The 21,249-nt window shown below is 62.8% G+C and carries 15 protein-coding genes; 4 read left to right on the top strand and 11 right to left on the bottom strand.

Annotated elements, in window-relative coordinates; translation table 11 throughout:
- Positions 1-94: 94 nt before the first annotated feature.
- Entirely contained in the window at positions 95-484 is a 390-nt protein-coding gene (locus LJE93_02945; GenBank protein ID MCG6947859.1) for an OsmC family protein, read from the bottom strand.
- 137 nt (positions 485-621) lie between these two features.
- Between LJE93_02945 and LJE93_02940 the strand changes: the two genes are divergently transcribed.
- Positions 622-1,359: a TlyA family RNA methyltransferase gene (locus LJE93_02940; protein MCG6947858.1), complete on the top strand. Its 738-nt coding sequence runs from the start codon at positions 622-624 to the stop codon at positions 1,357-1,359.
- Between the two features lie 75 nt (positions 1,360-1,434).
- Here the strand turns inward: LJE93_02940 and LJE93_02935 are convergent, their stop codons facing one another.
- The 10 genes from LJE93_02935 to LJE93_02890 form a co-directional block, all read right to left on the bottom strand.
- Entirely contained in the window at positions 1,435-6,972 is a 5,538-nt protein-coding gene (locus LJE93_02935) for a DUF2298 domain-containing protein (protein MCG6947857.1), read from the bottom strand.
- A gap of 270 nt (positions 6,973-7,242) precedes the next feature.
- Complete coding sequence (locus LJE93_02930; protein MCG6947856.1) at positions 7,243-8,145, bottom strand: polyprenyl synthetase family protein; 903 nt, start codon at positions 8,143-8,145, stop codon at positions 7,243-7,245.
- On the bottom strand, positions 8,142-8,381 hold the full coding sequence (locus tag LJE93_02925) for an exodeoxyribonuclease VII small subunit (GenBank protein MCG6947855.1): 240 nt from the start codon (positions 8,379-8,381) through the stop codon (positions 8,142-8,144). The genes LJE93_02930 and LJE93_02925 overlap by 4 nt, the downstream gene beginning before the upstream one ends.
- Complete coding sequence (gene xseA, locus LJE93_02920; protein ID MCG6947854.1) at positions 8,374-9,798, bottom strand: exodeoxyribonuclease VII large subunit; 1,425 nt, start codon at positions 9,796-9,798, stop codon at positions 8,374-8,376. Before xseA ends, LJE93_02925 begins: the two co-directional genes overlap by 8 nt.
- Entirely contained in the window at positions 9,795-10,901 is a 1,107-nt protein-coding gene (locus LJE93_02915; protein MCG6947853.1) for an O-antigen ligase family protein, read from the bottom strand. The genes xseA and LJE93_02915 overlap by 4 nt, the downstream gene beginning before the upstream one ends.
- 29 nt (positions 10,902-10,930) lie before the next feature.
- Positions 10,931-11,179 carry a hypothetical protein gene (locus tag LJE93_02910; protein ID MCG6947852.1) on the bottom strand — a complete coding sequence of 83 codons (249 nt, stop codon included), beginning with the start codon at positions 11,177-11,179 and terminating at the stop codon, positions 10,931-10,933.
- A gap of 66 nt (positions 11,180-11,245) precedes the next feature.
- Positions 11,246-13,306: a cytochrome b/b6 domain-containing protein gene (locus tag LJE93_02905; GenBank protein MCG6947851.1), complete on the bottom strand. Its 2,061-nt coding sequence runs from the start codon at positions 13,304-13,306 to the stop codon at positions 11,246-11,248.
- A gap of 198 nt (positions 13,307-13,504) precedes the next feature.
- Positions 13,505-13,885, bottom strand: a complete 381-nt coding sequence (locus LJE93_02900) for a secondary thiamine-phosphate synthase enzyme YjbQ (protein MCG6947850.1) — start codon at positions 13,883-13,885, stop codon at positions 13,505-13,507.
- Entirely contained in the window at positions 13,882-15,846 is a 1,965-nt protein-coding gene (locus tag LJE93_02895; GenBank protein MCG6947849.1) for a lytic transglycosylase domain-containing protein, read from the bottom strand. Before LJE93_02895 ends, LJE93_02900 begins: the two co-directional genes overlap by 4 nt.
- A complete protein-coding gene (locus LJE93_02890) occupies positions 15,843-17,294 on the bottom strand; it encodes a hypothetical protein (GenBank protein ID MCG6947848.1) in 1,452 nt (483 codons plus the stop codon). The genes LJE93_02895 and LJE93_02890 overlap by 4 nt, the downstream gene beginning before the upstream one ends.
- 205 nt (positions 17,295-17,499) lie before the next feature.
- Between LJE93_02890 and LJE93_02885 the strand changes: the two genes are divergently transcribed.
- The 3 genes from LJE93_02885 (at position 17,500) to LJE93_02875 (ending at position 21,168) form a co-directional block, all read left to right on the top strand.
- Positions 17,500-18,297, top strand: coding sequence for a hypothetical protein (locus LJE93_02885; protein ID MCG6947847.1), 798 nt, complete (start codon positions 17,500-17,502; stop codon positions 18,295-18,297).
- Between the two features lie 278 nt (positions 18,298-18,575).
- On the top strand, positions 18,576-18,788 hold the full coding sequence (rpsU, locus tag LJE93_02880; GenBank protein MCG6947846.1) for a 30S ribosomal protein S21: 213 nt from the start codon (positions 18,576-18,578) through the stop codon (positions 18,786-18,788).
- 4 nt (positions 18,789-18,792) lie between these two features.
- On the top strand, positions 18,793-21,168 hold the full coding sequence (locus tag LJE93_02875) for a Smr/MutS family protein (GenBank protein ID MCG6947845.1): 2,376 nt from the start codon (positions 18,793-18,795) through the stop codon (positions 21,166-21,168).
- Positions 21,169-21,249: the final 81 nt, after the last annotated feature.

The raw sequence follows: 21,249 nt of genomic DNA, 5'->3' as shown, positions 1-21,249 counted from the left end.
AGGAATTAGAAATGCCGCCCACTCACCCGGGTAACCCTTCATATCATCGGGGGAAGGGGTGGAAATTCCGAATTCCGATCTCCGAGTTCCGAACTCAAACGGTTACTGTCTCGATCACGAACTCCGGCGGATCTTCCATCGTCTTTTTCACCTTGCACTGATTCGCCACGCGGACCAGAGCGCCCCGGTACTTCTCCGGAAAATCGGTCGGCACCTCGATCGCGATCCGTACGTCCGTCAGGCGCCTCGTTTTCTCTTCGAATTTCCAGCTCTGGGTCAGGCTGATGCCGTCGGTCGGGATATCCCGTTTCTGACAGAATCCGAGAACGTAGATTCCGGTGCAGGTTGCGATCGAGGCGAGGAAGTGGTCGAAGGGCTCGGGTGATGACCCCTCACCCCCGGAGTCGACATCCTGGTCGGTCTTGATCACGAAGCCGTTGTAGCTGGCGTCAACTTTCTTGCCGCCAGGAAATGAAACTGTCATTGAATATTTGTCCATCGGTGCTCCTTCGGCCAGAATGATATCGCGCCCTAGATTCTCCAGGGGGAGGAAGAGAAAAGAAGAGTGGCAGAGGAATCATCCTTCTCGACGGGTTCTCCCCGAATCGATACCATCGGCAGGTGGGCAAGAAACAACGCCTTGATGTAGTGCTCACCGAGCGCGGCCTCGCGCCGTCCCGGTCCAGAGCGCAAGCTCTGATCCTCGCCGGCAGGGTGATGCTCGAAGGGGCGGTCGAGAGCAAGGCCGGCACGCAGGTTTCTGAAGACGCGGAGATCGAGATCATCGAGCCCGACCATCCGTGGGTGTCTCGAGGTGGTCTCAAGCTGGTCGCAGCACTCGACGCCTTTTCGATTTCGCCTGAGGGTGTCGATTGCCTCGATATCGGATCGTCCACCGGCGGTTTCACCGATGTGCTCCTCGAACGGGGGGCAAACCGCGTGATCGCATTAGACGTTGGTCGTGGTCAACTCGACTGGCGTCTGCGCAACGACCCTCGGGTGATTGTGATGGAGGGCGTGAACGCGAGACATCTGGACACCGTGGACCTGCCGTTCGTTGCGGCGTTGGCGACTGTCGACGTTTCGTTCATATCTCTCAGGCTTGTGGTTCCAGCTCTTCTACCACATCTGACATCGGGAGCCTGGCTCGTGTGCCTTGTCAAGCCGCAGTTCGAGGCTGGTCGTGAGCAGGTGGGCAAGGGCGGCATCGTGCGCGACGAACCGACGCGACGGAGGGTGATTGACGAGACCGTTCGCTCGCTGAAAGATTTCGGCCTGGCGCTGGTCGGCGTTGTCGAGTCACCGATCCGCGGTCAGAAAGGCAATCTGGAAGAGCTGGCGGTGTTTCGCAGGAGTTGAAGACCCGGGACCCACAAGCGGGCGCCAGTGTCTCTCTTCCCCTTTTCTCCTCTGCCCCTCTGCACCCCTGGCGGGTCATTCCTCGATCGGGACCTTCACCAGCCGGTTTGCCCAGGTGAGTGAAGCGAGCAGGTTTCCGTCGGGCATGAGGGCGATGGCGGTGATCCCGTCGAGACCGTCGTGCAGCAGCCGTTGCGAATCGTCCCCGGTGGGATCGATGGCCCACAGCTCGCCGTATTGGGGCGAACTGGCGACGATCTCGCCCGAGGGCAATGTGGCCAGGTAGGCTTCCTGTTGGTCGTGCGAGTTCCAACAGCGAAGGTCGATCCTTCGCACGATCTCTCTGGACGGCACATCGACCAGGAAGAGGGCGCCGTCCGCCGGGGTGGCGACCGCAAGCAGGCCAGCCGACCACGCGAGTCCAACCGGCTGTCCCGGAAGGCGGACAACGTCCTCTTGTTTCCATCCGGGTGGCGAGAACTGGAGGAGTCGCTTGTTGCCGGTGTCCGACACCAGCAGCGATCCGTCGGGCGCCCACAACAGGCCCCGCGGACCAAAGAGGTTCCTGCCGAATACCTCGGTGACGCCATTCGGCCGAAGCACCTGGATGCGGCCGTTCCAGGTGTCGGCAACGGCCAGTGATCCGTCGCCCGCGAGTGCGATACCCGAGGGCTCGCGGAATTCTCCAGCAGCGGTTCCCTCCGAACCGATCTCGTCGAGACAGCGGCCTTCGGCCGTGTACCAGAGGATGCGGTGATTGAATGTGTCGGCAACCGCGAACCAACCCCGCGGCGAGACTGCCAGGCCACGCGGCTCGTGCAGGAAGCCAGCACCCAGGGTGCCCCCGGTGGTCCAGGGAGACGGGCACGAGTGGCGTTCGGGCCGGAGAACGAAACCATCCCGGTTCACGAGCCAGAGAGAGTTTGTCGAACCGGCCATGGCCAACAGAGGATCGGAGCCGTTGGTCACCGTTCGCCACGGGAGGTCGGTGCTGCCGGCCCGATGAAGTCCGTCTGCGGCGAGCGCCCAGAGAACGTCGCCCTGCCAGGCGAGGGCGCGGACATCTTCGAGGGCTGCTCCAACCTTGCCCGGCCGACCGTAGTCACCGATCCAGATATTCGCGCCGTCGCTCCAAGCGATCTGCTGTCCTCGAGCGGCCGCTGCCGTGACCGCGGCCGCGACGGTCTGGCGCCAGTTTGAAGTGCCCTGGTATCGCCAGATCCCTCCAGGCCCCCAGGCCCACAGATCACCATCGGCAGCCAGCCCTGTCGCTCCACCGACCTGCCCCTCGCCGACCCATCGATTCCCGGCGAGACGCCAGGTGCTGCCGTTGCGGCAGATTGCCCATCGCTCGCTGCGGCGTCGGGCAATCCCGGAAGATTCGCACGGAGGGGCGGCCAGGTTACGGTTGCGTTTGGCCTCGAGGTTGAAGTCGACGATATTTCCGTTGGCCAGAATAGCCGTCGCGCCGGAGTCGTCGAGGGCCATGGAGCGGACAATCTGGTCGCCCGGGTCGACCAGCCTGCCGAAGAGATTCATGCCGGGTGGAATCTCGGCTGCCGGCAGAATGGTCCGTTTGGTTGGACCGCCGGTCGGTAGTACCCGGTAAAGAACCGCGCCGTCGCGTTCGGCCATCTCGAGCACGCCGTCGATATCGCCCAGGGGGTCCTCGGCATCGATCCCATAACGGTTGCGCTCGACCTGTGCGGCCACTGCCCAGGCAACGGCATACCGATCGAGGACTGCGCGGCGCTGGCTCGTGTTCCCGCCTCGGTACAGCAGGTCGAGATCCTCGAAGCGCGCGGCAATTTCGGCAGGCGGTTGACCGCGTTGCTTGAGATGCCAGTCCCATCCGACCACAGTCGGCTGGCCAGTGTGCATGGTGATGCGGGTGACTTCGCTGTAGTAGGGACCGGCCGCTTCGGCGATGGCCTGACCGGGCCGGGCGACGCCCTGGAGAGACCGGACGAGGAACCAGGTCTCGGGGTCTTGTGTGGCGAGAAACGCCTGACCGTCGAGGGTCGGGCGCGGCGATGTCATTCGCGGCAGCTTCCAGCCCTGAGCGATGCCCAACGGAAGATTGGCGAGGGCGACGAGTTGCAGCGGAACCCATACAGCCAGCAGGACGGCCAGTTTCCGGCCGCGTGTCCGCAGTAGGGCGGCGCCGAGTGCGAACGCCAGCAATACCCAGACTCCATTGTAGATCTTGAAGATCGTGTTCATGCGATCGATCAGGGTGAAGCGCTCGCAGGCTGCAACCGCGAGCATGCCAAGACCGGCCATCGACCAGGCAAGGCGATCGAGGCGATTCTTCGAACGGACCGTCATCGTCGCGAAGACGGCAAGGATGGCGAGCGCGAAGGCCGCAGCGCTCGACCTGAAGCTGAGCCCGACAATTGTCCCGAGGGCGGCGGTTGGCAGCACGATCCAGAAACGGCGGCCGAGGAGGACGATCGCGAGGACGGTGAGCGGGATGATGAACAGTCCGAAGTGTCGCAGGATCGCCCAGGCTGGCGCGAAATCGGCGGCGGTGAGGAATAGTCCGCGCTCACCCGCGCCGGCGCTGATGCCGGCCACCAGCTCGACGATAAAGGGTGCGGCGGCGAGTACGCTGAGAGTCGCCGCGGCACCCAGTCGTGCGAGACCGCGGAAGGGGCGGCGGGCTGCCACAATCGTACCCACCCCCAACGCGCCGGTGAGGATGAACAAATCCCAGGGGTTGGTGGCGACGACAACCGCCGCGCCGATGCCGCATAGGAAGGCCGCAGCGATCCATTTCCGATCCCGGGCCGTGACGCAGAGCCAGCCCCACGCAAACGTGGTGACGAGAACAGGGAAGGCGATGAAATGGCCGTGTAGATCGGCGAAGAGAGTCGTCCACAAGGGATATTCATCGATCGCAAACCCAGGTACCACACGGGATGTTGCCCACCACAGATCGAACAGGTTGCCCGTCTTCAAGGTATCGAGCAGCCATGGCCAGGCGAGGTTGCCGGTCAGCAGCACCAGCAACGGCAACACCGAAGCAGCGGCAATCTGCCACTGCTTTCGAATCGGAAACCGGCGGCCGAGCAGGAGCCCGAGGCCGGCGAGAACTGATGCGAAGAGGGCGGGGATGGTCCCGCAGATCAGGTTATAACCCACCCCTGCAGTACAGCCCGCTACCAGGATCGGGTAGGCGGCGAGCACCTCGCCGAAGTAGTAGTAGTGGAGAGGCATCCCTGCCATCCAGGGCTCTCCAGTCGGCCAGTTCGGGGCACGAAGAAAGGCGTTGAGGAACGAAAAGTCCATCGGCTTTTCGCCCCAGTGGATGGCCGGGTTCCAGGCACGCACTACGAGGAACAGGGCGCCAACAGTTGCCGTCACTGCCAACACCATGAGGACCGAGGATCTCCGTCGGCGGAAAATGTCCTTGATCACGGACCATCGCCTGAAGATGGCGACGCCGCCCGCCGCCATCAGGGCGAGTGTGATCCATGTGGCGGTAGCCGGGCCGATTTCCCAGATTCGAAGTTCCGAGCCCATCCACATTAGCCACGCAGGCACGATCCACCCGGTCACCAGCGCCAGACCGGCGCCTGTATCCGGCCAACTTTTGGAGATCGGCAGCAGCAGTCCCCAGGACGCCAAACCGAGTCCCGAAAAAAGAAGAATCCAGATCGTGAGGTCGAAGAGTTGACGCGGTTTGGTTGGCACCGGGGGCAGCTCCGGAACCTCGGCCAGGAAGTGGCGTTCGATGTCCGCGTAGGCCATGTCCTCGAGGTAGGGCAGCGGCCGTCTGACTCGTTCGGTCAGTTCCCCGGGGTTGACATCGGCGATGCGGCGAAGGATAACGACCTGCGGAAACTCGTAGTTGAGGAAGCTCTCGTCTGCCCGCTGTACGGGCAGCCGGACACCGAAGATCCTCGGACCTCGGTTCACCCGGGTCAGAACTTCGAAGCCTGCATTTCCTGACAACAACAGCTTGTAGAGTCGCGCCGTCTTCTCGAAGCGGTCCTGGTTGGCGAGTACGGTTCTGCAGACGCGGTTGGAGGTCAGGATCACCCAGTCGGCACGAGCGAGTGCGCTGGTCCAGGTCTCGACCTTCTGTCCATCGTCAGGCAGGTCGTATGATGGCAGATCGACCGTCTCCACAGCACCGTCTTCAATCATCAAATTGATGTGCTCGTCCCAGTGTTCAAAGGCCACGACCTGTTCGTCAGCAAGCATCGGACCGAGCCACCTCGAAGCGGTGCGATGGGGATGAGGTTCGACAAAGGACCAGGTATAGGCGAGACCCCACAGCGCTGTGCCGGCAGCCACTACCGCGATTGCGGGAGTTCGTATCTTCTTCGGAAGTCGCAGAAGCCACCAGGCGGCGATCAACGCCGCTGGCACCGTCAGGGGCTCCCAGTAGCGGAGGAACTTAACCTGTAGAGTGCTCAACCTCGAGGCCATTGGCAGCAACCATGTAGCGAGGATCACGAAGAGGATCGAGGAGTCGGTCCAGCGGCGATCCAACCACCGCCGCCACCGAACTCCCAGCCGCCAGCAGCCCGCGACTGAACCCGCGATCGCGGCGAGCAGCAGGAAGACGCCCCAGCCCCAGAGAGCGAGCTCACGCAGCGGATAGAGCACCGGAAGCGTGTGCGCATAGACCCGCACGTAGGCCAGATCGGAGGCACCGGTGACCATCGCGATCTCGTGGCCGACACCCTCCAGATAGGACGGGTTGAGAGTAGTGCCGACGAGGGCCGCCGAACCGCTCCTGCCGATGATCCGTTCGCCGCCGATGCCGAGAAGTGCTGCGCCCTGAAGCATTACGACAACACAGGCGATGCACACGACGACCAGAGAGACCGTCCTCGCGCCACCAGACGTGCGATCGGCCAGCCCGATGGCTGCAGCGGCGACGACTGCCGTCGCAACGATGCTGATCGGCGGCCGGCCGCCGGCAAATGCCCACGGCTGGCAGAGCCAGAAGCAGGTCATGCCGGCGGCACCGGCGATGGCGAGAAGCCGAATCGCCTCCAGCACACCTCGGCCGCGGGCGGCAATCAGCGCCGCCGCGAGAAGCGGAAGGCCAAGTGCGAGAGATGCGACCTTGACCGCCAGCGAGGCACCGATCGCGGCACCCGAAGCGGCTGCCGCAATCGGTCGCCCGCTATGGGCGAGCCAGATGCATGCTGCGAGCGCCGCCATGACCCATGCTGCGTGGTGTGCCTCGACCGTCGTGAAGTGTGATTGTTGAAGATCGAGAGGTACCCAGGCTGCCAGGAATACGAAGAGATCGCCGGTTCTCCGTCCCCACGATCGGGTGGCGATGAACCAGCCGAGGAAGATGGCGATCATCGACGCCATCAACGAGATTGCCCGTCCACTGACGATGTATCCACGAATGTTGTCGCCGACACCGAGAATGGTCGCGGTCAGGTGGATGACCTGAAAGTGGAGCGAACCGTAGGCATAGAACTCAGGATCATCGAACCATCCTTCTGCCCGTTCGGTGACGAACCCCACTTGCCTTTCGTCCGGATGGGACGATGAGGAGGTTACGCCGAAGTCCCACCCTTGAAGGATGAGTCGTAGGACAAAAGCGAGCAGGAAAAGAAGTAAGGTGCGTTTCCGCAACATCAGATTCAACAGTACCCGAAGTGCAGCTGCATCGTCCAGAGATGGCCGCCATCATTGACAGAAAAACCACAATCCGCCCGCCCGCGGGATTTCGGAATTTAGATTTGGGATTTCGAATTTCGGATTTTCCGCCCATCCCCCAGGGGCGTTGAGGCGAAGAATGTGTAGGGGCGCCGTACATGGCGCCCATGGTCATTGACGTGGATTTCGGCGACCAAGGGCGGGATATGTCCCGCCCCTACAACTCCAGGACCGGGTTTGTGTCTGCACTTATGACTTCCGTCGACAGACAAATCGCGCCACAGCGGCGAGTTCACCATCCACGCCTTCGATCGCCTGCGCCTTCTCGACGAGTTGATGCTCGAGCTCGTCGAGGCGGTGTCGGGCCAAATCGATGCCGTACAGGGTGACGTAGGTCAGCTTGCCGCCGGCTTCGTCCTTTCCGGGGCTCTTACCGAGCTTCTTTGCGTCGGCTGTGGAATCGAGGATGTCGTCCGCGATCTGGAATGCAAGACCGAGTTCCTCCCCGTACCCGGAGAACAGCGTGCGAAGCGAGGTTTCGACGCCTCCCAGAATCGCGCCCAGCTCGACCGAGGCTCTCAGCAGGCAGCCCGTCTTGTGTCGATGGATGCGCTCGAGTCGTGTCTGCAGATCCTCGTTGCTGTTCTCGACGAGTCCGGTTGCTTCCAGATCCTCAACCTGTCCACCAATCATCCCGCGCGCCGAAACGGCATCGGCGACCATCTCGACGGCCTCGACACGTCTTTTTGCCCATTCATCACCTTCAGGATGGCGCGAGAGCTGGAGGAGCCCTTCCGTGAGCAGGGCGTCTCCGACCAGGATCGCTGTCGCCTCGTCGAAGGCGACATGGATCGTTGGATGGCCTCGGCGCAGCACGTCGTCATCGAGCGCCGGGAGGTCGTCGTGGACCAGCGAGTAGGTGTGGATCAGCTCGAGGCCACACGCGGCACGGGTGATCTCGTCTGGGTCCCCTCCCGCCGCACGGTACGCGAGACGGGCCAGCACTGGCCTGACGCGCTTCCCGCCGGCGAAGACCGCATACTCCATTGCCGTCCACAAGCGCTCCGGCCAGGCCCCCGAAGGGGGAAGGAGCTCCCGGAGAGCGGTCTCGACCACTGCCCTCTCACGAGCGAGCAGGCGCTCAACGGTCACTCGGCGTCCTCGTCGGCGGCTTCGTCGTCCTCATTTTCCGTCTCCAGGAGCTGGGTCACCCGGTGCTCGACCTCAGCCAGGCGGGCACGGCAACGGCGCGCCAGGTCCATACCGCTTTCGAAGAGACCGAGGGCTTCTTCCAGGCCTACGGATTCATCCTCGAGACGGTCCACGATGTCCTCCAGTTGGGCCAACTGGTCTTCGAACCGATCAACCTTTTTCTTCTTGTCACTCATGCTCTGCTCCAGGTTTTTCGGGCTGGGATTCCGCGTCGTTGTCGAAGAGAGACGGCTGTTGTGCCGGGTCGGATTTTGGCTGCTTGGGACCGGCGGGCCCATTGCGCACCAGGGATCGGATAACCCCGCGGGCGAGTCGGGTGGTCAACGCCTGACCGCCGCGAACTGCGGACGCATCGCGTAGGGGTGTCAATGACCCTTCAACGCTGGTGATGGAGTAGCCGCGCTCGAGGACCTTCGTGGGACCGAGGTGGGTGAGGGCACGTTCTCCCGCCCTGATTCGCGCGTGAGCTCCGGCCAGGCGCGTCGCCATGAGCAGCGCGAGCTGCTCTTTTCGGCTTGTCAGGAGCCGGCGGTGCCCTCCGGCCGCGACCCGAGCAGGCAGTCGCTCGAGCCCCCGTACGGCATGGTCGAGGCGAGTTTTGGCGTTGGCGTGGACCCGCCTCAGTGCGGGGCCGAGCCGATGGGCTCGCTGAAAGCGCTCTCGCAGCAGGCGAACCCGCTGCGGCACTCGCGCCAGGCCCGAAGAACCGATTAGGCCCGCCAGACGGGTGCGTGCGAGGCCGAGCTTGCGATCGAAACCGCGTAGCAGAAGTGCGTGCGCATCCGCGATTCGGCGTTGCTGCTCTTCGAGGCGGGATACCACCAGCTCGGCTGCCTGGGTGGGTGTGGTCGCGCGAATGTCGGCCACGAAGTCGGCGATCGTGAAGTCGACCTCGTGACCGACGCCCGAGATCACTGGGACCGGACTGGCGGCAATCGCTCTCGCGACGTCTTCCTCGTTGAAGGCCCACAGATCCTCGAGGCTGCCACCGCCGCGTCCGACGATGATCACGTCGACCCGTCCGGAGCTGGCAAGGCGCCCAATGGCATCAGCGATTTCCTGGGCTGCCCCTTCGCCTTGCACCATCGCGGGAGCAACGATGATTTCGAGGTTGGAAAAACGATGAAGCACCTTGAGCATGTCCTGGAGCGCGGCGCCGGTCGCCGAGGTGACGATTCCGATTCTGTTCGGGAGCGCCGGCAGACTGCGCTTGCGCTCGGTGGCGAACAGGCCCTCGGCCTCGAGCTTCGCTTTCAGCTGCTCGAATGCCAGTTGCAGGGCGCCGAGGCCCTGAGGTTGGATATCGTCGACCACCATCTGGAATCGGCCGCGCTGTGGGTAGATCGTCAACGACCCGAGAACCAGTACGGCGAGGCCGTGCTCGAGTTCGAACTTGAGACGTCGGGCGCGCGACGCCCACATCACGCAGTCGACCGATGCAGTTTCGTCCTTGAGCGTGAAGTAGACGTGGCCGCGGCCGGAGGCGCTCGTATTGGTCACCTCACCCTCGACTCGCAGCCCGGAAAACCCCTGCTCGAGCAGGGCGTTGACCTCAGCGACCAGCGCCGAAACGGTGTAGATGGGTTCGCTCATTTCGATCCCCGGGGCGCGAGGGCAAACGGCGCGCTCAGGCTTGTCAGGGTCACGATCCAGACCTCTGCATCCCCCCAGTTGTACTCGAACAAACCCGCCGCCGTCACCCCCGCAACCGCCATCGCACAACCGATGACCGCTGGCCTCGCCTCGGTCGGCCCAAACCGAACGGCCCTGACAACGTGGGTCGCGAAGACAATCAGGACCGCCAGATAGGCCGCCAAACCGGCGAGGCCCCGTTCGGCGGCGATCTGGATGACGTTGTTGTGCAGGTGCGGGATTCGCTCGGGCCCGTTCGGGCGACGGTAATCCGCGAATGCGGGTTGCACCAACCCGGGGCCGAGGCCGAGGAAGGGGTGGTCTTGCACCATTCCCATCCCGGATCGAAACATGCCGAGCCGCGCTCTGGTCGCGGCATCACCGGGGTTGAGGGTTGTCGCTGCACGGTGCAATACCGGCTGTGGCGTGAGAAGCACGAGCAGGGAAATCACGAGTGGCAGCATGACCAGAGTCCGGGGCCGGCCGGCGGCGACGGCGAGCAGGAGGCCGGTTGCCAAACCGATCCAGGCGCCGCGGGTGAGGCCGAGCAGGAGAGTTGCCACACCGAGAGCGGCGGCCGGCAGCGCCCACAGCAGGTGGCGCCGATTCCAGTCGAAGAAAACGCGGCCGAGCAGCACCAGGGTCACGACCAGGGTCCAACCTGAAAAGGTCATGTAGTGGGTGGCGAATCCTCGGATCCGGTTGTGGATGGGGTCTCCAGAAAGTACATATTGCATGAGCCCAGTCGTAGCAGAGGCGGCAAGAACTGCTGCAAGGAGCATCAGGAGCCGATCCCATCTGCGCTGGTCGAGCATCGAAATTATCATTGGCACGAGCGCGAGAGTCAGCAGGTCCGCGAGTTCGGTAACGCTGTGTCGCGGGTCGGCGGACCACAGGGCGGAGGCGACGGAGACGACCGCGTATCCCGCGAGCGGCACCAGGATAGATGCGCGGGGACGACGCGCGAATCCTCGGACCAGAACGGCCAACCACAAGAGACCGGAAATGCCGAGCAGGACGTTGCTGAGGGCGATCTTGATGCTGGCTGCGACACCGACAATCAAAAGAGCTGCGGCGGTGTTTTCGAGCCTGGTCAGCCCTCGATCTCCTCGCGCGACAGAGCGTCATCAACCAGCATCACGGGAATGCCGGAAACAACCGGGTACACGCGTCCGGCGGGCGAAGCGAGACCGATCTCGACCACCGGCTCTTCACCCTTGAATTGATCCCGGTACTTTTCCACCAGCTGGCGGCAAACCGCCTCGGGCAGCTCGATCACCTCGAGCGGGGTCTTGTCCACCGGACAGACGAGAATTTCGAGCAGCTTGGGGTCGACGGACATCGGTTGATCCTCCGCCCGCCAGTCTACACCGGTCTCCGATTCGTGAGTCTATGCTGGCGGCCGGGGTCACGACTCGTCGTCTTCGGTGTCCTCTTTCGGTTTCGCCTCTGTCTTCGGCTGTTCCTCCTGATCGGTCTGGGAGTCCCTTTTGCGCATGCGTTCGATGCGACGGTCGATGACCCGCTCTGTTTCCCGTCGTGCCTCTTCGAGGTGGCCCGGGTGCTCATGTTCGTACATATCCTCTGGCACATGGCCGGTGATCCAGCTCGGGTTCATCGGGTAGACGTGGGGATGGAAGATTACCGAGTAGAAGTGCCAGATCAGAATCGCCAATGAGGCCAGCCAGGCCTCCCAGAAGTGAATCACCAGGGCGACGTCGAGGACCCCTTTCGGAAGGAACTGGATGAACCAGTTGTCGAACCAAAGCATGACACCGGTAATGACCATGACCACCGTGCCCCACACCAGTGCCCAGTACTCCGCCTTTTCGACGTAGTTGAATCGTTGGACGCACTCCATCCGCGGACGCAGCCCGAGGTTGTAGAGCATGCGGCGGGCGAAGAACTGGAAGTCGCGCTTGATCGGCCACATGTCCTTGATGAACGTGCGGCCTCTCGGAGAGAAGAGGTACAGCACATGCCAGATGATCGTGATCATGAATCCGATCGCTGCAGCTCGGTGGACCACGCCGCGGATCTCGAATCCTCCTTCCCATCCGAAGAAGAAGCGCGCCATGAAGCCCTGGTCGTATCGGAGAGCGAAACCAGAAATCACCAGGGTTATGAACGTGATCGTGAGCAGCGCGTGCTGGACGACCTCGTCGATATGCATGCGAAGGACCGCCGGGCGCTCCTTGATCCTGTCCGCGAGGTGGCGCATGAGGTCGATGACCCAGTGGAGGATCATCAGCCCGATGATCACTGTGATGGCAACGATGTAGATCTTCTCGACGACGTCTGCCGCTGGGGTGCGCAGCCCCTGGCCGCCAAGACCATGTATCGGCGTCGACGCCATCTTCTCGGAGATATTCGGGTGGCATTCACCGCAGGTGTGCTGCAGGTTTGCCGGATTGACTGTAGAGGTCGGGTCCGAGCTCGGCAGAATCCGGTGGACGCCGTGGCACGACGCGCAATTCGCGACGTGGGTGTCGCCGGCCTTCGACTTGAGCCCGTGGTAGGAATCAATGAAGGTCGTCAAACGCTCGGTCTTGATGCCGTATTTCTCGTTGAGCACCGCCGATTCGTGACACGGCGAGCAGGTCATCTCGGCGACCTTCGATCCGGACACCGGCGACAGCGGATCGTCTGGCGACAGGATGCCGTGTTCACCATGGCAGTCGGTGCACACCGGTGCGTCGGTCTCTCCCCGTGCCACCAGCTGGCCGTGGATGCCCTCCCAGTAGTCGGATTCGATGCCCTTGTGGCACTGGCCACAGGTCTTCGGGATGTTGAAGTGGTTGATGCTCGAATCCGGGGACCCCGGAGACAGGATCTTATGTGCGGTGCCGCCGGAGGAGTGGCAGTCATTACAGCTCGCGGCCACGTAGACGCCGCCGCGGGTCGCCTGTCCGTGGACGGAACGCGCGTAGATCTGGATCGGGTGGTCGATCAGAATGTCGTACTTTGTCGTGATGTCGAGGTTTTCGTGGCATGTGCCGCAGGTCTGGGGAAGATTGGTCGGGTGAACGGAGGACCGCGCGGCGGTCGACGGCAGGATGTCGTGTGAACCGTGGCAGTCCGAACACTGCGGCATGTCTTCGCACGAGCCGAGCCGGGCGCGGCCGTGCGCCTGATATTCCTCCGACGCTTCCTCGTGGCAGGTGCGGCATCCCTGACAGCCCGGGAAGAACGTCTCCTCCAGCGAGCGGTGGGGAACGGTGTCGCGATCAACGTGGCAGTCGAGACACTCGAGACCATCGTGTGCGGAGTGCGAGATGTCATCGGCAAAGGCGGACCCGTATCGGGTGGCCTCGTGGCAGTCGGCGCAGGCGGTGCTGTCGATCGGCTCGTACTCCTCTTCCTGAGCGACCACCGTTCCGCCACCGACCAAGCCCCAGAACGCAACCGCGACGAGAATGGGAAGAGCGAGTTGACGGGAGATGAAACGCGGGGAAATCCACCGAGGCATAGCACGGTCCTCCGACTCCATTGTCGGAAAGATTCCTGAACTGTCAAGAGGGAGAAATCTTTTGTTTTCTTATACTTGTATGTCTGACAATATGTACAATCGGTTAAGTAACTCGAATGAGGCCCCTTAGTGCAGATCGTGGCTGGAGATCGTGATTGACTCTCGATAGCACTTCGGCGCGAAGCGCAGATGCACGCTTCAGCGAATGTCGACCCAGACCTTCCGTGTGCGTGGTCCATCGAGCTCGACGAAGAAGATCCCCTGCCAGGTGCCGAGCCGCAATCGGCCATTTGCCACTGGTACCGTGACCGAGCTGCCGAGCAGAGTCGTCATGAGGTGGGCATCGGAATTGCCTTCGGCGTGAGCGAAACGAATATCCGGCACCATCGCTTCGTAGGCGGCAATCAGATCTCGCGCGACATCCGGGTCGGCGTGCTCATTGATGACCACGGCGGCCGTCGTGTGCGGGATGTAAACGTGGCATATCCCGCTTTCGATATCTTCGACAGTCGCCGCCACTCGACGGGTGATGTCGACCATCTGACGGTGTGACGTGGTGCGAACTTCGATCGTGTTCATCGTGCGTCGCTCCATTCCTCTTCGTAAACCAGGCGGTATGCATCGGCGAGAAACGTCACCCTGCGGACATAGTCGTAGGTTTCCGGGATCGGGATCTCCTCGGTGAAGCGGTGTCGATCGGGCCACCGTTTCCACCAGCCACGCACTCGGGTCAGTCCTGCATTGTACGCCGCAAGGGCTGGTTCGATCTCGCCGAAACGGCGAATCAGGGCGCCAATTTCGCGTGCGCCCAAACGAATGTTGGTCTCTGGATCCTGAAGGTCGGGTTTGGAACCGAAACCCAGGGATCTCGCGTGCAAGCGAGCTGTCGATGGCAGGAGCTGGAGGACTCCGATCGCCCCCCGTGGGGAGACCGCGTGGGCCGAGAAGCCGCTCTCCTGGCGAGCGACTCCTGCGATCAACCACGGCTCGACTGCGGACTCGCCCGCGGCGGCAACGACCGCATTCGACCAGCGCAGGGGCAGATAGGCACGGATCACGTTTTCCGGAGAGCGGGCCATTTCAATCGTACCGAGCTCCGGAAAGCCCGAGCGTAGCCAACGGATCGGTTCGAGAGACTGACCGAGACCTGCGGCCATCTCAGCGGCGGCCAAAGCCCTTTCAGGCAACGGTGGGCGCGACAGCCGGATGCGCCGCCACTCGCGCAGGGCCTCTTTGTCGGCGCCGACAGCGATGAGCTGCTCCACCGCTCCCGGTGGGGTCGCAGGGGTCGACGCATCACCGAAGCGAGGTCCGGTGTTCGGCGAGGCTGTGATCTCCTCTCGCGACCACTGGCCATAGAGATCGGCTATCTCGGCTCCGGCGAGCTCGGCACGAATCGCGTCGTCGCCGCCCGGAGCGCCGACGGCCATCCAGTAACGGAGGCAACGCCTCTGTGAGGGGAGGCTTCGGGCAATTTCCTGGACCTGGGGATCCCGTTCGCCCGCCCGTGCCATCGCCACCCCGAGGCGTCGCCCGAGCCAACTGCGACGCGAGCCGCTCCACTGGCCGGCCTCGAGTACTCGCCAGCTCTCATAAGCGTCGTCGAGCAGCTCCGCTTGTGTCGAACACTCGAGCCGGAGGATGAGTGCGGATTGTCGTCCCTCTTCAGACGTTCCGAGGGCGAGCGCCGCCTGGGCTGCCGCCGCGCAGTTTCGGAAAACCCGCTGCTCGCCACGACCTGGGAAAAGATGCCACCCGCGATCTCGCAGGGCCTGTGCGCGGAGGATGAAATCTTCGGCGTCGGAGTTTCGTTCGTGAGGGAGCTCGTTGAGCGCTTGTCTTGGCGAGTTTGCCGCAAGCGCGGCACGAGCCAAGGCCCTCCGCCGTCGCTTCTCATCTTCGCCCGACCACGTCTTTCGTCGTAGCTCTGCAATTCCTCGCGATGGCCTCTCGGCACGGATCCATGCGTCTGACCGCGCCAGGAGCTCTTGTCGTGACAGGGTGGAGACCAGATTGCGGTCGAGTTCGCCATCTGCCGAGGACAGGAATGCCGGGGAGCTGATCGCCAGGCGACGTGCTGCTGGATCGTGTATCGCAGGATCGTCGACATCGAGCAGAAGCCGATCGGCCTGTGGCTGTGCCAGGCTTGGCAGTCGCGATCGTTCAGACAACGCTGTCTCGAAAAAACCTCTTTCGATCAGTGTCCTGACCAATGCGAGGCGCGCGCGGGTCGCAAGTTGTTCGGGAGGTCGATCTTCCAGGTAGCGGCGCCACCCGTCGGGTCCGGCGTTGGCCCGCTCCAGGCAGGCGGCCCACACCGTCATACGCGATGTCTCCAAAGAAGAACCTGGACCGGCGTCTGCGAAAAGTGCCGCGGCTCGAGCTGGATCCGACTCGGATTGCGAAAACGCCGTCTCGAGGATTTCGTGTCGTTCGGACCGGCTTTCCGGCTCCGGGGCGTCGGCAACGCAGGCGGCGGCCGCAACCGCCACCATCAGGATCAAGAAAAGGTGAAGACGATTACCGATCTCTCGATTCACACGCCGAGGGCATCTGCGTCACCGTCGGCGAGAATCCGGATCAGCTCATCCTGAAAATAGTCGTGACCTTCCCGGACATCGGCCGGAATGCGCTTCTCGAACATCTCGCGGCTGCGGTCGATGTCTTCCCTGAGACGTGTGCAGAGATCCCTTTCAGCCCGACCGCGCTCGACCTCATCCTCGTTGTAGAGCTTGATCTCCGATACGAGCAGGCGGGCAAACCGCCTTGCCTCTTCCTGGCGAGCGTCCTCGTCCGACACGGGTTCGGCTTCGATGTCGGGCGGTGGTTCGACCGGGCGTACAGGCGGAGGGGCTTCGACCTCCGAGGCAGGCGGCTGGACCTCGGCCGAAGGCGGAGCCGCCTCCGCGGGCAGCTCTTCCTCGGCAGGCTCCGGGCTCAAGTCCTCTTCGGTGGGATCGATCTGAACCGTTGCCGAAGAATCGAACTCCTCCTCCTCGGCGCCGGTCTCCGTTGGCATCTCTTCGGGCTCGAAGTCGAACTCGGCCGGTTCAGGCTCCCCGGAAACTTCCGGTTCCTCGAAGTCGTCTTCCTCGATAGTCTCGATTTCGATAGCGTCTTGACTGCCGCCTTCAAACTCGGATTCGACTGCGTGCGCTTCCTCGGACACGCCATCGTCCGGTTCTTCGTCGGCGGATGGCTCCGGTGTTTCCCCGACCGCGACCTCGGCATCGGATGGCTCGCCCTCGGCCGATGCGAGCACCGCAACGGTGGGCGTCGGGATGGTCATGCGATGGTGCAGAGTGTCGATCAGCCAGCAGGCGACTGCGTTGAGTGACTGTGCGGCCTCGATGTTCCACGGCTGGTTGCCGTGGTGGTCGACATAGACGATGCCCATGAGTTTGCCGCGCAAGGAGATCGGAAGCAGAGCCCCTTCATCCGGAACAGCATCCTCCTGCAGCCATTCGGAGAGCAGGGGGTCGGTCCTGGGATCGATCATCGTCGGTTTTGAGTTTTCCATCAGCTCGGAAAAGCTCGGCGAAACGGCGACTCCACCGTGCCAGCTTCGTAGTTTCTCTCCGTCCGCGAACCCAATGCCGCTCCACGCCGAAACAACCCCGTCGCGGATGACCAGGACGACGGCACGACCGACATGCTCGGCCATCATCGGCAGCAGCGCCCTCAGGAGTTCCGACTGGCTGCGTGCCGCGTCCAGATTTCGCAGGTTGTCGAGCGTGATGCCCGGCGCTGGTGGTGGCGGTGGCGGGACCTGGGCCTCGGCGCGGGCTTCTTCCAACAGTGCCTCGACCTCGGCCAATGGCAGCAACTCCTCGGCGTCCTTGAGTCGAGCGTCTTGAACAGCTGCCCTTGCCGACTGAATCAGCTCTTCAAGGCTTGCGACGATGGCATCGAGGCGGGTTTCCACCGAATCGAGACCATGATTCTGTGCCTGTTTGAGCTGCTCGAGGATGGCATCGTACCGGTCCATATGGCCTCCAATTCGCGCACTAAAACTATTATCGCCAGCCATGCGTCCTTTCGTCAAGCAATTGATTTCACGTGTGATCCGCGATCTGAGGTGGGCGACGAAATGGAGGCTCGATTCGGTCGAGCGAACCGGTCTCACGGATTCCCGCGACTGACGTTGTAACGAAAGGCGGTTTCTGCTAGCTTGCAGGGCGAAGGGAGGAGTCATGAGAAAAAGCCGATTCCTGCCGCATGGCATTGCGACTCTGGTTGTTTTTGGACTGTTGCTCGGGTGCTCGAGTGGGCCGAGCGAAGAGGATTTGAAAAAAGCCCGCTTCGAGGAGCAGCTGGCAACCCTGCAACAGCAGCATGAAGATTTGAATCAGGCCAGAGCGGAGCTCGCGGCCTTGGAGACCAGGCTCGCAGAGATCGAGGCTATTCAGGAGCGCGATCGGACCGATGAGCAGAAGGTGGAGCTCGAAACACTTCCGGCGTCGATCGAAGAGCAGACGGCAGCTCGAGATGCGGCTTACGACGCCGTGCAATCGACCTTGGCGGATTTCCTCAATATTGCCCTCAACGATTTTCCCGAGCATCCAGCAACGGCTGAAGGCCTCAACCTGTACTCGGACGAGGCCATCCTGATCGCAGACGACACGGTCGCCAAGGCCGGCGACTATAAGAAGGCGATCAACCAGCTGGATTCGGCGAGCAGTTATTACGAATCCATCGGACTGCCGCCCTATCAGCCTCTGATCGACAAGATGGCGGAGCTCGATGAAATGCGCTTCATCACCCAGGAGCGATTCGACGAGGTGAAGAAGAACATGACCATGGACGAGGTCAAGGAAATCGCAGGGGTGCCCTATTACCAGAACATCCAGGTCGACGAGAAACGAAAGGTCGAAACCTGGCTCTATCGGAAGCGTGAGGGCGGTGCTGCAGCGGTCTACTTCAAAACCAACAACAACAAGGTTTACAACAAGAATTTCGACGCGGTGAAGGTCAAGGTAGTCGAGGAGTAGGACTGGACTTTTCCCGGTTGTCGCTCTCGGGCTGCCGAGATTGGACACGGGATCGATAATCGAAGATCCAGACGGGCGTCCCTCGGGGCGCCCTCGCTGTACCAATAAAAAATGGCCGACTGCTGTCGGGAACCATATCAGTCAAATGGTTGTGATTGATGGTGTTATCCCGTGCGATTGACGCCTTTCGGCCTCGGTGATATCCTCACGATCTTGATGTGCGCGTCGCTGGCGTCTCAGCCATCGGCGCAATCCGCACCGAGAGGGGGTGAGCCAACATGCCGACAGGAGTCACAGTTCGTGACAACGAGTCCTTCGAGCAGGCACTTCGGCGCTTCAAGCGGAAGTGCGAAAAGGCTGGCATCCTCTCCGAGGTCAAACGGCGGCGTTTTTACGAGAAGCCGTCCGAGCGCCGCAAGCGGGAAATGATTCAAGCCCGCAAAAAAATGCTTCGCAAGATGGCCAAGCAGCGGCGCGCCGGCTTGCTCTAGCCCGGTGTCCCGATCGCTTGCCGTCGAACTGGAATTCGATAAGGTTCTCGAACTGGTCGCGGCCCATGCGCGAACGCGTGTGGGCCGCGTTGTCATCCGTGATCTTGCCGTTCTGGCTGGCGATTCCACGGAACGTGTCCGAAATGCCCACCTGACCCAGGCCGTGGCGCATCTGATCGAGGACGACGGAGTGCTGTCGATGTCCGGAGTGGACGAGGCGGAGCCGTGGTTGGAAGAGGACGCCCCACCGCCATCGGAGCCCCGCGACCTCGTAGCCCTGTTGGCCCTTGCGCGACGGATAGCGGCCATCCGTCGTCGCCTCCTATCCTCTGAGAGCGATGAATTCGGTCCCATTCTGGACCGGCTCGCCGATACCAAGGAGCTGGTCGACATGGTGGCCCCGATGCTCGGTCGAGACGGAACCGTCGCCGACGACGCATCGCCTGAGCTGGCCCGTCTGAGGCGCGAGATCACACGCGCCCGCTCGGACGTTCTTGCGGAGCTCGAAGCGATTCGCCGATCGAACAGGGATGTGGTGACGGATGCGCCGCCGACCATGCGGCGTGACCGCTATTGCCTGCCTGTCCGATCTTCGGCCAGAGCCCAGCTCGATGGCCTCCTCCTCGATGTCTCGTCTCGAGGTGCGACCTCCTTTGTCGAGCCCTTCGGCGTGGTCGAACTGAATAACAGACTGGCCGCTGCGATCGCGGGTGAAGGGCGAGAAATTCAGCGCATTCTGCACGAGATCAATCGCCTGTTCACCGACGCCGGAGACGATCTCGTGCATGCGATCGGGGTGCTCGCGGAGCTCGATGCGGTCCAGGCCAAGGTCCTCTTCGGGCGCGCGGCGGAGGGACGTGTAGTGGTTCCCGGTGGTGCGGGGGACCTGATGCTGCTGGCCGCGCGTCACCCCTTGCTCGATGAACGCCTCCATGCCCTGAGGGTCGAGGTCTTTGGCGACGCCGAACGGCGAGACCCGGAACACCGGGTCGTTCCGCTGGACTTCAAGATGCCAGAGGGCATCAATGCACTGGTCATTTCCGGTCCCAATGCCGGCGGCAAGACGGTGGTGCTCAAGACGATCGGACTGATGGTTCTGATGTCTTTCAGTGGCATCCCGGTCCCGGCCGACGAGGGAACGACTGTTCCGGCCTTCGATCGCATCTGGTGCCACATCGGAGACGAGCAGGACGTAGGCGCTGACTTGTCGACATTCTCGGCGGCAATGGCGGCGACCGCCCAACTGCTCGAATACGCGGACGACAAGACCCTCGTCCTGTTCGACGAGCTCGGTGCAGGAACCGACCCGCTCGAGGGCGCGGCGCTCGGATGCGCCCTTCTCGACGAGCTCAACCGGCACGGTGTAATGACTGTTGTCACGACCCACCTGGCGGCGATCGCTCTCTATGCAAGCTCCGCCGACGGTATGGACAACGCCGCGATGGAGTTCGACGAGGACTCCGAGCTGCCCACCTACACGCTGAGCATTGGCCGGCCCGGCCGGTCGAGAGCGCTCGAGATCGCCAGCCGCATGGGAGTGTCCGAAGATGTCCTGGAACGCGCGAGGGAGCTGCTCGGCGGTGAGCACCTCGAGCTCGACCGCTGGCTGCGAAGGCTGGAGAAATTGGAGCGGGAGCTCGAGTTCGAGCGAGCCCGGGTTCTCCAGCGGCAGCATGAGGCGGAGCGGGCCCGGGGCGAGGCCGAACGCGAGCTCGAACGGCTCGAAGCGGAGCGTCGAGAGCTTCCCGATAAGCTGGCCGCGGAGAGGGAAGAGCTCCGCCGCCGTGCCAAGCTGAAGCTCGACAAGGCGATTGCCAGGCTGAAGAAGGCGACTGAGGAGCACGAGGCTCTGGGTCGCCGCCGGCTGCAAAAGCTCCGGGACGAAGCCTTGCGCCTCGAGCTTCCCAACGATGAAGAGTCCGCGCAGCCCGAGGACGGATTGGACGAGGGCGCTCGCGTTCGGCTTGCCATTGGGGGTGAAGGTGAGCTCCGCAAAATCCGAGGATCGCAGGCGCAGGTGAATGTTTCCGGAAAGAAGCTGTGGGTGCCGATCACCGACCTCGAGGTGGTGAAATCTCCTTCGCCCAAGAGGCAACAGGCCAGGGTGGAAGTGGTTTCCGCGGATGACGTCGTACGGGAGATCAACCTCATTGGACTCGACAGCGAGAGCGCACGCGAGGAGCTCGAGCGATTCCTCGATCAGGCATTGACTGCTGGGGCACCAGCCGTGCGCGTGGTCCACGGTCACGGCGCCGGCATCTTGCGCAGCATGGTGGCTGATGTGTGCCGGTCTCATCCTGCCGTCCGGGGTTATCGCCACCCGCCGCAGCACCTCGGCGGTTCGGGAGCGACAGAAGTCGAGCTCGAATCAGGGGCTTGAGAGAAGGTTGGCAGACGGCTGTTTGGCTTCCCCCACCCACCCGTTCACGGCCGTCCGGTTCGCGCGCTCGAGCTGAGAATG

Source organism: Acidobacteriota bacterium (genome assembly GCA_022340665.1).
Classification (GTDB): domain Bacteria; phylum Acidobacteriota; class Thermoanaerobaculia; order Thermoanaerobaculales; family Sulfomarinibacteraceae; genus Sulfomarinibacter.
The sequence above is the reverse complement of the archived record's forward strand: the minus strand, read 5'-3'. Positions and strand labels throughout refer to the sequence as shown.